At 62.2% G+C, this 11,877-nt stretch carries 11 protein-coding genes; 8 read left to right on the top strand and 3 right to left on the bottom strand.

The genetic code is table 11. The annotated features are described in order from the left end of the window. Positions 1-294: 294 nt before the first annotated feature. The 6 genes from EGJ09_RS24460 (at position 295) to hisF (ending at position 5,311) form a co-directional block, all read left to right on the top strand. Complete coding sequence (locus tag EGJ09_RS24460) at positions 295-1,953, top strand: OFA family MFS transporter (RefSeq protein WP_012316677.1); 1,659 nt, start codon at positions 295-297, stop codon at positions 1,951-1,953. 233 nt (positions 1,954-2,186) lie between these two features. Beyond that, positions 2,187-2,780, top strand: a complete 594-nt coding sequence (hisB, locus tag EGJ09_RS24455; RefSeq protein ID WP_012316676.1) for an imidazoleglycerol-phosphate dehydratase HisB — start codon at positions 2,187-2,189, stop codon at positions 2,778-2,780. Continuing rightward, positions 2,781-3,419, top strand: a complete 639-nt coding sequence (gene hisH / locus EGJ09_RS24450; RefSeq protein ID WP_012316675.1) for an imidazole glycerol phosphate synthase subunit HisH — start codon at positions 2,781-2,783, stop codon at positions 3,417-3,419. It abuts the gene before it with no gap. Continuing rightward, entirely contained in the window at positions 3,420-3,680 is a 261-nt protein-coding gene (locus EGJ09_RS24445) for a DUF2164 domain-containing protein (protein WP_012316674.1), read from the top strand. A gap of 112 nt (positions 3,681-3,792) precedes the next feature. Then, positions 3,793-4,530, top strand: coding sequence for a 1-(5-phosphoribosyl)-5-[(5-phosphoribosylamino)methylideneamino]imidazole-4-carboxamide isomerase (gene hisA / locus EGJ09_RS24440; protein ID WP_012316673.1), 738 nt, complete (start codon positions 3,793-3,795; stop codon positions 4,528-4,530). A 10-nt stretch (positions 4,531-4,540) separates the two neighbouring features. After that, positions 4,541-5,311: an imidazole glycerol phosphate synthase subunit HisF gene (gene hisF / locus EGJ09_RS24435; protein ID WP_012316672.1), complete on the top strand. Its 771-nt coding sequence runs from the start codon at positions 4,541-4,543 to the stop codon at positions 5,309-5,311. A gap of 115 nt (positions 5,312-5,426) precedes the next feature. On the opposite strand, the gene choV is transcribed toward hisF, so the two are convergent. The 3 genes from choV to EGJ09_RS24420 all read right to left on the bottom strand — a co-directional run bounded on the left by choV (position 5,427) and on the right by EGJ09_RS24420 (position 8,479). Then, entirely contained in the window at positions 5,427-6,605 is a 1,179-nt protein-coding gene (choV, locus tag EGJ09_RS24430; RefSeq protein WP_046788302.1) for a choline ABC transporter ATP-binding protein, read from the bottom strand. After that, the gene (choW, locus tag EGJ09_RS24425) at positions 6,602-7,450 is read right to left on the bottom strand and encodes a choline ABC transporter permease subunit (RefSeq protein WP_177010808.1); all 849 of its coding nucleotides are present in this window, start codon (positions 7,448-7,450) and stop codon (positions 6,602-6,604) included. The genes choV and choW overlap by 4 nt, the downstream gene beginning before the upstream one ends. Before the next feature lie 81 nt (positions 7,451-7,531). Then, positions 7,532-8,479 (bottom strand): choline ABC transporter substrate-binding protein, encoded by a 948-nt coding sequence (locus tag EGJ09_RS24420; protein ID WP_046788304.1) that lies wholly within the window; start codon positions 8,477-8,479, stop codon positions 7,532-7,534. 441 nt (positions 8,480-8,920) lie between these two features. Here EGJ09_RS24420 and EGJ09_RS24415 point away from each other — a divergent pair, with 441 nt between their 5' ends. Further along, positions 8,921-10,297: an L-serine ammonia-lyase gene (locus EGJ09_RS24415; protein WP_115273097.1), complete on the top strand. Its 1,377-nt coding sequence runs from the start codon at positions 8,921-8,923 to the stop codon at positions 10,295-10,297. Between the two features lie 391 nt (positions 10,298-10,688). Then, a complete protein-coding gene (locus tag EGJ09_RS24410) occupies positions 10,689-11,795 on the top strand; it encodes a GlxA family transcriptional regulator (RefSeq protein ID WP_115273096.1) in 1,107 nt (368 codons plus the stop codon). Positions 11,796-11,877: the final 82 nt, after the last annotated feature.

The raw sequence follows: 11,877 nt of genomic DNA, 5'->3' as shown, positions 1-11,877 counted from the left end.
ACAAGAGATACAGAGCATTTCCTACCAATTGATCAGGTGTTGTGGCTTTCGACAGTTGTGGTTTGGGCAGTTCCTTTTTGCTGACTTGGCAGCAGTACCGATTCAGCCGGGCAAAAAATAACGATATCAGATTGCTTTCATGTCATAGGCGAACTGGTACTCTTTCGCCGCCTGCGAAGCGGTCGCGACGTATTGTCGCGGGACGTTGCCCTGAAACGGCCGAGCCTTACGTGCAACCAGAAGAGCCGGGCATTCAATGCGCACGCATCGTCTACCTACATAAGGATCACATCCATGAACAGCAGTATCACGGCAGGAGCGGTGGCCAGCGCGCCAAGCTTCCTGTCGAAGGAGCGCATCATCGCCCGCCCGGGCTTCAACCGCTGGTTGGTACCCCCGGCCGCGTTGGCCATCCACCTGTGCATCGGCATGGCCTACGGTTTTTCCGTCTTCTGGCTGCCGCTGTCCCAGGCCATCGGCATTACGGCCCCGGTAGCGTGCTCGGCGGACATGGGCTTCATTGCCCGCATGTTCAGCGCCGAGTGCGACTGGCCCATTTCCATGCTGAGCTGGATCTACACCCTGTTCTTCGTGTTCCTCGGTTGCTCGGCAGCGGTGCTGGGCGGTTGGCTGGAACACGCCGGGCCGCGCAAGGCTGGCCTGGTGTCGGCCCTGTGCTGGTGCGGCGGCATGCTGATTTCGGCAATTGGCGTGAAGACCCACCAGTTATGGCTGATGTGGCTGGGCTCCGGCGTGATCGGCGGTATTGGCCTGGGCCTGGGCTACATCTCGCCGGTTTCGACCCTGATCAAGTGGTTCCCGGACAAGCGCGGCATGGCCACTGGCATGGCGATCATGGGCTTTGGCGGCGGCGCCATGGTCGGTGCACCGTTGGCCACTGCGCTGATGGGGCACTTCGGCAATGAGCATGAAGTGGGTGTGTGGCAGAGCTTCGTGGTGATGGCGGCGATCTACTTCGTGTTCATGACCGCTGGCGCCCTGGCGTACCGCGTGCCGCCGACCGGCTGGAAGCCTGAAGGCTGGACCGCGCCGGTGAAGAAAGCCAATGCGATGGTCACCGACCGTCACGTGCACGTCAGCGTTGCCTGGAAAACCCCGCAGTTCGCGCTGATCTGGCTGGTGCTGTGCCTGAACGTTTCTGCGGGCATCGGCATCCTGGGCATGGCGTCGCCACTGCTGCAGGAAGTGTTTGCCGGCAAACTGCTGGGCAACGAGCTGAGCTTCAGCGAGCTGAACGCTGCACAATTGGCGCAGATTGCCGCCATTGCCGCTGGCTTCACCGGCCTGCTCAGCCTGTTCAACATCGGCGGGCGGTTCTTCTGGGCATCGTTCTCGGACTACATCGGCCGCAAGAACACCTACTTCGCCTTCTTCGCCTTGGGTGTGGGCCTCTACAGCCTGGTGCCGAACATGGGCCACCTGGGCAACGTGGCACTGTTCGTAGCGGCGTTCTGCATCATCCTGTCCATGTACGGCGGTGGTTTCGCCACGGTGCCGGCCTACCTGGCCGACCTGTTCGGTACGCAGATGGTCGGTGCCATCCACGGTCGCCTGTTGACGGCCTGGGCCGCTGCCGGTGTGCTGGGCCCGGTACTGATCACTTACCTGCGTGAGTACCAGTTGGCGGCGGGTGTGGAGCGTGCGGCGGCTTATGACATGACCCTGTACATCCTCGCTGGCCTGCTGGTGCTGGGCTTCGTCTGCAACCTGCTGGTGCGCCCGGTGGCCGACAAGCACTTCATGAGCGATGCCGAGCTTGCGGCCGAGCGTGCCCTGAGCCACGACAAAGGCGCCGACGGCGCGCGTTCGCTGGAGTGGCACGCTGCGCCTGGCAGCCTGCCGCTGGTGCTGATCGCTTGGGCGGTGGTGGTGATTCCGCTGGCCTGGGGGGTGTGGATTACCCTGCAGAAGACGGCGGTGTTGTTCCACTGAGGTGCATGACAGCCAGCTGACTGGCTGGCTGTGATGGCCTCATCGCCGGCAAGCCGGCTCCTGCAAGCTTCTCCACCAAGCATGAGTTTTGGGGAGGCCTCTGGGGGCCGGCTTGCCGGCGATCGGGCTGCGGAGCAGCCCCTTGCAATGCCATATGTCATCCGCGTTCCAAGCTTGAGCGTTCTGGGCCTATAATGGAGCCCTTTTCGCCCAATGATTTTGCGGAGCTGGTGATGGTCGAACGTAAGGCTTCCGTCGAGCGCAATACCCTGGAAACCCAGGTCAAGTGCTCGATCAACCTCGATGGCAGTGGCAAGGCCCGATTCGATATCGGCGTGCCTTTCCTTGAACACATGCTCGACCAGATTGCCCGACACGGGCTGATCGATCTGGATATCGAGTGCAAGGGTGACCTGCATATCGACGATCACCATACCGTCGAAGACGTCGGTATCACGCTGGGCCAGGCATTCGCCCAGGCCATCGGTGACAAGAAAGGCATCTTCCGTTACGGCCATGCCTATGTGCCGCTGGACGAAGCGCTGTCGCGTGTGGTCATCGACTTCTCCGGCCGCCCAGGCCTGCAGATGCACGTGCCGTACACCCGCGCCACCGTTGGCGGCTTCGATGTCGACCTGTTCCAGGAGTTCTTCCAGGGCTTCGTCAACCATGCCTTGGTTACCCTGCACATCGACAACCTGCGTGGCCACAACACCCACCACCAGATCGAAACCGTGTTCAAGGCCTTTGGTCGTGCCCTGCGCATGGCCGTGACCCAGGACGAGCGCATGGCCGGGCAGATGCCATCGACCAAGGGATGCCTGTAAATGCAGACGGTAGCCGTAATCGACTATGGCATGGGCAACCTGCACTCGGTGGCCAAGGCGCTCGAGCACGTCGGCGCCGGCAAGGTGCTGGTCACCAGCGATGCTGCGGTGATTCGCGAGGCTGACCGTGTGGTGTTCCCGGGCGTGGGCGCGATTCGCGACTGCATGGCCGAAATCCGCCGCCTGGGTTTCGACAGCCTGGTGCGTGAAGTCAGCCAGGACCGGCCGTTCCTGGGCATCTGTGTCGGCATGCAGGCGCTGCTGGACCACAGCGAAGAAAACGACGGTGTCGACTGCATCGGCCTGTTCCCTGGCCAGGTGCGCTTCTTCGGTAAAGACCTGCAGGAAGGTGGTGAGCACCTGAAAGTGCCGCACATGGGCTGGAACGAAGTCACCCAGGCCGTCGACCACCCGCTGTGGCACGACATCTCTGATCGTGCGCGCTTCTATTTCGTGCACAGCTACTACATCAATGCCGGCAAGCCGGGCCAGGTGGTCGGTCGCGGCCATTATGGCGTCGACTTCGCTGCCGCGCTGGCCGAGGGTTCGCGCTTTGCCGTGCAGTTCCACCCGGAGAAGAGCCATACCCATGGCCTGCAGCTGCTGCAGAACTTCGTCGCCTGGGACGGGCGCTGGTAAATGAGCAGGTCGAAGACCAAGGCCCCCGTCATCACCCTGGCCCCCGAGCAGGAGCGCGAAGCGCTCGACACCCTCAAGCGCTTCCTCGAAGACCGCTTCGAGCTGCAGCTGGGGTCGTTCGAGGTGGCCGAGGTCCTCGACGTGTTCAGCAAAGAGATTGCACCCCATTACTACAACAGGGCGATTGCCGATGTTCAGCTGCACCTCAAGGAGCGGTTCGAGAGCATCGAGAGCGACCTGTGGGCGTTGGAAAAAAGCTGAAAGCTTCAAGCCTCAAGCTGCAAGCCAAAGCTGGACCGCCATCGAAAACACGACGCGCATGCTTGCAGCTTGTCGCTTGCAGCTTGCCGCTTGAATTGACGAAGGAAAGAGCATGCTGATTATCCCCGCTATCGATCTGAAGGACGGTGCCTGCGTGCGCCTGCGCCAGGGCCGCATGGAAGACTCCACGGTATTTTCCGACGACCCGGTGAGCATGGCCGCCAAGTGGGTCGAGGGTGGTTGCCGCCGCCTGCACCTGGTCGACCTCAACGGCGCCTTCGAAGGCCAGCCGGTCAACGGTGAGGTGGTCACCGCCATCGCCAAGCGTTACCCGAACCTGCCGATCCAGATCGGCGGCGGCATCCGGTCGCTGGAAACCATCGAGCACTACGTCAAGGCCGGCGTCAGCTATGTGATCATCGGCACCAAGGCAGTCAAGCAGCCAGAGTTCGTCGCTGAAGCGTGCAAGGCCTTCCCCGGCAAGGTCATCGTCGGCCTGGACGCCAAGGACGGTTTCGTCGCCACCGACGGCTGGGCTGAAGTGAGCTCGGTGCAGGTCATCGACCTGGCCAAGCGTTTCGAGGCCGATGGCGTCTCGGCGATCGTCTACACCGACATCGCCAAGGACGGCATGATGCAGGGTTGCAACGTGCCATTCACCGCGGCGCTGGCAGCGGCCACCTCGATCCCGGTGATCGCCTCGGGCGGCATCCACAACCTGGGTGACATCAAGACCCTGCTGGACGCCAAGGCCCCAGGCATCGTCGGTGCCATCACTGGCCGTGCCATCTACGAAGGCACCCTCGATGTCGCCGAGGCCCAGGCCTTCTGCGACAACTACAAAGGCTGAGGACTGAACCATGGCACTGGCCAAGCGCATCATCCCTTGCCTGGACGTGGACAACGGCCGGGTGGTCAAGGGCGTCAAGTTCGAGAACATTCGTGATGCCGGCGACCCGGTGGAAATTGCCCGTCGCTACAACGAGCAGGGTGCCGACGAAATCACCTTCCTCGACATCACCGCCAGCGTCGATGGCCGCGACACCACCCTGCATACCGTCGAGCGCATGGCCAGCCAGGTGTTCATCCCGCTGACCGTGGGCGGTGGCGTGCGTACCGTGCAGGACATCCGCAACCTGCTCAATGCCGGTGCCGACAAGGTTTCGATCAACACCGCTGCGGTGTTCAACCCAGAGTTCGTGGGTGAGGCTGCCGACCGTTTCGGTTCGCAGTGCATCGTGGTGGCCATCGATGCCAAGAAGGTGTCAGCGCCCGGTGAAGCGCCGCGCTGGGAAATCTTCACCCATGGCGGGCGCAAGCCGACCGGGCTGGACGCCGTCGAGTGGGCGAAGAAGATGGAAGGCCTGGGGGCCGGTGAGATCCTGCTGACCAGCATGGACCAGGACGGCATGAAGAACGGTTTTGACCTGGGTGTGACCCGCGCCATCAGCGATGCGCTGGGCATTCCGGTGATCGCATCGGGTGGTGTGGGTAACCTGCAGCACCTGGCTGACGGGATTCTGGAAGGGCATGCCAGCGCGGTGCTGGCGGCGAGCATCTTCCACTTCGGTGAGTACACGGTGCCGGAGGCCAAGGCCTACATGGCTGCACGCGGTATCGTCGTTCGCTGATGGATTGTTGGGAGGGCTTTGCCCTCCTTTCGCGACACAAGGCCGCGCCTACAGATACGCCTTTTGTAGGAGCGGCCTTGTGTCGCGAAAGGGCCGCACAGCGGCCCCAGTTGCATCACCCGTGGTTCTTCCCAAGCAGCGCGTGGTAAAGCTCGGTATCCCCAAGTATCCCCACCACCTTGTCGTTATCCTGCAGCACCAGCTTGTTGCCGGTCTGGTAACGGATCTGCAGCGCTTCGCGCATGCCGATATCGGCATTGACCAGCGTAGGCCGGCGTTCCAGCAACTCGACATCCTCCCCTGGCGCCCAGTTCTGCAGGTCCAGCCCGTTCTGCCCCTGGCGTGCACGCTTGAGCGAGCCGCCTTCGCCCAGGTCCAGCCACGAGTCGATGCCTGGGTCCAGGCACACCGAACCGTTGATCCGCTTGCAGTTGTCCAGGGTGCGCATCAGGCTGCGGCCGCACAGCACGTTCAGCGGGTTGGTGTGGGCCACGAAGGTGCGCACATACTCGTCCGCCGGGTTGAGCACGATTTCCTCGGGCTTGCTGTACTGGATGATCCGCCCGTCCTTCATGATGGCGATGCGGCTGCCCAGCTTGAGCGCTTCGTCCAGGTCGTGGCTGACGAACACGATGGTCTTGTTGAGCTTGCGCTGCAGTTCCAGCAGCTCGTCCTGCAGGCCCTGGCGGATCAGCGGGTCGAGGGCCGAGAACGGTTCGTCCATCAGCAGGATGTCGGCGTCCATGGCCAGCGCCCTGGCCAGGCCCACGCGCTGCTGCATGCCGCCGGAGAGTTCGTCCGGCTTCTTGTTGCGCCACTGGGTCAACCCCACCAGCTCGAGCTTCTCGTCCACCAGCTTGCGCCGTTCCTTTTCAGGGCGGCCCTGCATTTCCAGGCCAAAGCTGATGTTCTCGCGCACCGTCAGCCAGGGCATCAGGGCGAACTTCTGGAACACCATGGCGATGCGCTTGGTGCGCATCATCTTGAGCTCCGCCGGGGTGCAGTGGGCAATGTCGATGTGCTGGCCTTCGTGCTCGACGAACAGCTTGCCGCGGCTGACGGTGTTCAGGCCGTTGATGCAGCGCAGTAGGCTCGACTTGCCCGAACCGGACAAGCCCATCAGCACACAGATCTCGCCCTTGTTGATGTCCAGGTTGGCCTTTTCGACGCCGACCACAAGGCCGGTCTGCTTGAGGATCTGCTCGCGGGTCTTGCCCTGGTCGAGTAGTGCCAGGGCCTCGCGCGGCTTGTTGGAGAAGATGACGTCGACGTCTTCGAAACGAATGATGCTCATGCTTCACCCCTTGCCGTGACTTCCGGTTGCTTGCAGATACGGTCGAGCATGATGGCCAGCAGTACGATCGCCAGGCCCGCTTCGAAGCCCAGGGAAATATCGGCGGTGTTCAGTGCGTTGACCACGGGTTTGCCCAGGCCGTCGGCACCCACCAGGGCGGCGATCACCACCATCGACAGCGACAGCATGATGCACTGGGTGACACCGGCGGCGATGCTGGGCATCGCGTGGGGCAGTTCGATGCGGGTCAGCAACTGGCGCCGCGAGCAGCCGAAGGCCTTGCCGGCGTCCAGCAGCTCCTGCGGGACGTCACAGATGCCCAGGTAGGTCAGGCGAATCGGCGCGGCGATGGCGAACACCACCGTGGAGATCAGCCCAGGCACCACACCCAGGCCGAACAGGGTCAGGGTAGGGATCAGGTAAACGAAGGTCGGCACTGTCTGCATCAGGTCGAGCACCGGGCGCATCACGGTGTAGAACATCGGTTTATGCGCGGCGACGATACCCAGCGGCACGCCGATGGCCACACAGACCACGGTGGCAAAGGTGACTTGTGCCAGGGTTTCCATGGTCTCCTGCCAGTACCCCAGGTTGAGGATCAGCAGAAAGGAGAGGGCGACGAACACCGTCAGTGCCCATTTACGCTGGATCAGGTGCGCGAGGGCGGCGAACAGGGCGATGAGGACGAACGGGTTGAACCAGGTCAGGGTGCTGGTGACGCCATGGATCATGAATTCCAGGCCTTGGGCGATGGCGTCGAAGTAATCGGCGCCATTCTGGGTCAGCCATTCGACGAATGAGGCGATGTACTGACCCAGGGGTATTTTCTGATCGATAAGCATGATAGCGAGCTTCCACCTGCAAAGATTGAAATCAGTCCGGGGCGAGCACGGTCCCGCCCCGCGGTGTTGCCTTGGCGTCTTGCGTTATTGCGTCAGTTTGGCTTTGGCCGCCTCAAGGCCGGGTTTGCCGTCCACGGTGGTCACCCCGGCGAGCCAGGCGTCCAGCTTGCCTGGGTTGTCCTTGAGCCACTTCTTGGCAGCTGCCTCGGGTTTCATCTTGTCGTCCAGGACATAGCCCATCATGGTGCTTTCATCCTTGAGCTCGAACGACAGGTTCTTGAGCAGTTGCCCTACGTTGCTGCACTCCTGCACATAGCCCTTGCGGGTATTGGTCAGCACGGTTGCCTTGCCCAATTCAGGGCCGAAAAAGTCGTCCCCGCCGGTCAGGTACTGCATCTTGAAGCGGGTGTTCATCGGGTGAGGTTCCCAGCCGAGGAACACGATCGCCTCCCCGCGCTTCTGCGACCTGTCGACCTGGGACAGCATGCCGGCCTCACTGGACTGCACGATCTTGAAACCGGCGTCCTTCAGGCCGAAGGCGTTCTTGTCGATCATGCTCTGGATGGTGCGGTTGCCGTCGTTGCCCGGTTCGATGCCGTAGATCTTGCCGTCCAGTTCCTTCTTGAACTTGGGAATGTCGGCAAAGTCCTTGAGGCCCTTGTCGTACAGCGACTGGGGCACGGCCAAGGTGTACTTGGCGTTTTCCAGGTTGGCGCGCACGGTTTCGACAGTACCGGCATCACGGTACTGCTTGATGTCGTTTTCCATGGTCGGCATCCAGTTGCCGAGAAACACGTCCAGGTCCTTGCCGGTGGCCAGCGACTTGTAGGTCACCGGTACCGAAATCATGGTGGTGTGGGTCTTGTAGCCCAGTGCTTCGAGCACAACGCTGGTGGTCGCGGTGGTTACCGTGATGTCGGTCCAGCCGACATCAGAAAAACGTACCGTCTGACACTGCTCGGGTTCTGCGGCCTGGGCCAGCAAGGGGGCGGACAGCAACGCGGCCAGCAACAGCGAGGGTGAACCTTTCATGGATGGACTCCTGTGATTTTATCTTCGGGTTCGCGAGGGCTGCCGGGCTTTCTCAGGGTCCGGTCAACCAGGCCTGCAGAGGGCAGGATGCGAGGCCGTGCAATACGAGTCGCTTTTGATAATCCACCAGCGCCGGGCAATCGCCTACTGGTGGGGTCGTAACCAGTACGGAACGGGTCGCTTTGAGTACTGGCGATGTCGCATATGGCTTTTTCCTCCCCTGCCTGCGTATTTTTCCGTCATCAGAGCGCCCGAAAGCGGCGCACATACAGCTCAAACAGCGCGGCGCTGCTGGACAAAAGTACGTCGGTTGCAGACGGCGAAGGGGGGCGTAAAAGCCCGATGATGCGTGCATTCGTGGCGGCTCGCAGCTTCAGCCTAGCAGTTGCCCCGCCCTGCGCATGGCGCGCAGAGACAAGCCCAGCAAGAGGTGTAGCGACAATGGCCATCAGCGTGTTCGACCTGTTCAAGATCGGAGTCGGGCCCTCCAGCTCCCATACCGTCGGCCCCATGCGTGCGGGCGCCCTGTTTGTTCAGGGGCTGCGTGAGCGCGGCGAGCTTGAGCAGGTGAAAAGGGTGCAGGTGCGGTTGTACGGTTCGCTGTCGGCCACCGGTATTGGCCACGGCTCCGACCACGCCACCATCATGGGCCTGATGGGCGAATGGCCGGACGCCATCGACCCGGCCCAGATCGTCCCACGCATCGCCGACCTGCGCGAAACCAACACCCTGAAGCTGGATAACCGGTTGCCCATCGAATTCGTCTGGGCCCGTGACATGCTGCTGCTGGACGAGAACCTGCCGTACCACCCCAATGCCATGACCCTGATCGCCGAAGGCGAGCAGGGCGAGCTGCACCGTGATACCTACTACTCGGTGGGAGGTGGTTTTGTGGTCGACGCCGCCCAGGCCGCCAGTGGTGTGCTGGATGCCGACCAGACGGTGCTGCCGTACGATTTCAACAGTGCCGCAGAGCTGCTGCGCCTGTGCAAGCAAAACGACCTCAGCGTGTCGCAATTGATGATGGCCAACGAGAAGGTCTGGCGCAGCGAGCAAGAGATCCGCACCGGCCTGCACACGCTCTGGCAAGCCATGCAGGAATGCGTGCACAACGGCCTCAAGCATGAAGGCACGCTGCCCGGCGGGCTGAACGTGCGCCGCCGCGCGGCCAGGCTGCACCGCAGCCTGCAGGAGATCGGCAAGCCCAATGTGATCGGCTCGACCATGAGTGCCATGGAGTGGGTCAACCTGTTCGCCCTGGCGGTCAACGAAGAGAACGCCGCGGGCGGGCGCATGGTCACTGCGCCCACCAATGGCGCGGCCGGCATCATCCCGGCGGTGCTGCACTACTACATGCGCTTCAGCGATGAGGTCGACGAGTCCAACGTGGTCGACTTCTTCCTGGCCGCCGCCGCAGTGGGCATCCTTTGCAAAAAGAACGCATCGATTTCAGGTGCCGAGGTGGGGTGCCAGGGTGAAGTCGGTTCAGCGTGCGCCATGGCGGCAGCGGGCCTTGCCGAGGTGCTGGGGGCGACCCCGCCGCAGGTGGAGAACGCCGCCGAGATCGCCCTGGAGCACAACCTTGGCCTGACCTGCGACCCGGTCGGTGGCCTGGTGCAGGTGCCCTGCATCGAGCGCAACGCCATTGCTGCTGTAAAAGCCATCAACGCTGTGCAGATGGCCCTGCGCGGTGACGGCGAGCACTTCATCTCCCTGGACCAGGTGATCCGCACCATGCGTGACACCGGCGCCGACATGCATGACAAGTACAAAGAGACCTCGCGCGGCGGCCTGGCGGTCAGCGTCATCGAATGTTGATGCGCTGACTGTGCGCTACGCTCGTCAGGACGCCCCGTTTTGGGGCGTCTTCGCATCAGCCGATCGTCGGGTGTCGCGATCAGTGTTGCCATTGTCGGTGACACTAAACAGTGTCGTTTCTGGGCAACCTGCCTTGAGCGTGTCACCAATTTGCTCATAAGTGACACGCAAAGGCGCTGGCCCGCCGGTTTGGGTTTTTTAAACAACCCGACCGCTGAGCCGGAATTGCTGAAAAAAGGCGTCGTTTTTGGGTTTTTTTGGATGGCCGTTCAATTTCAGGCACGGCCCTTGCGTTGAGATTGGTAAAGCCCCCGCACATGAACCGGGGCCATGACAAAAAAAATAGTGCCCGCCTGAGGCACGCCCTGTATTTGTGTGAGGAGAAATCGCGATGACGTCGTACACCTCCGGGAATCCAACCCAGAACCGCACAGCACCCCAGTCCATCGGGTTTCTTCTACTGGACAACTTCACCCTGATTTCCCTGGCATCGGCCGTCGAGCCGCTGCGCATGGCCAACCAGCTTTCGGGCCGTGAGCTGTATCGCTGGCATACGCTGACCGTCGATGGCGGCCAGGTCTGGGCCAGCGATGGCTTGCAGATCACCCCGGACGCCGCCATCGCCAACGCCCCTCCCATCGACACCGTGATCGTCTGCGGTGGCGTCGGTATCCAGCGTTCGGTCACCCGTGAGCATGTCACCTGGCTGCAGGCCCAGGCCCGTCAGTCGCGCCGTTTGGGCGCTGTGTGTACCGGCAGCTGGGCGCTGGCCTGTGCCGGCCTGCTCGACGGTTTCGACTGCAGCGTGCATTGGGAATGCCTGGCGTCGATGCAGGAGGCATTCCCGCGGGTCAACATGAGCACTCGCCTGTTCACCCTCGACCGCAACCGCTTCACCAGCTCTGGCGGCACCGCGCCGCTGGACATGATGCTGCACCTGATCAGCCGCGATCATGGTCGCGAACTGTCGGCGGCCATTTCGGAGATGTTCGTCTACGAGCGCATTCGCAACGAACAGGACCACCAGCGCGTGCCGCTCAAGCACATGCTGGGCACCAACCAGCCGAAGCTGCAGGAAATCGTCGCGCTGATGGAGGCCAACCTGGAAGAGCCGATCGACCTCGACGAACTGGCCGTGTACGTGGCCGTGTCACGTCGCCAGCTTGAGCGCCTGTTCCAGAAGTACCTGCATTGTTCGCCGTCGCGCTATTACCTCAAGCTACGCCTGATTCGCGCGCGGCAATTGCTCAAGCAGACCCCGATGTCGATCATCGAAGTGGCCTCGGTGTGCGGCTTCGTGTCCACCCCGCACTTCTCCAAGTGCTACCGCGAGTACTTCGGCATACCGCCGCGTGATGAACGAGTAGGTTCGAATACTGCACAACAGGTAGCGATGATGCCGATTCCGCAGGCCATGACTCTGTCGCCGCACAGCGGGCCGATGGCTGCATTGAGCCAGGCGCGCAATGAGTCGACCTTTGCCAGTGTGAGGCTCTGATGTCCCGGGGCTGCTTTGCAGCCCAATCGCCGGCAAGCCGGCTCCCACAGATTCACACCAATCTCAGGCTTGGTGGTGAACC

It is taken from the genome of Pseudomonas sp. p106, assembly GCF_003936645.1.
In the GTDB taxonomy this organism is placed as follows: Bacteria; Pseudomonadota; Gammaproteobacteria; order Pseudomonadales; family Pseudomonadaceae; genus Aquipseudomonas; species Aquipseudomonas putida_E.
This window is presented reverse-complemented; position numbering and strand designations above follow the sequence as displayed.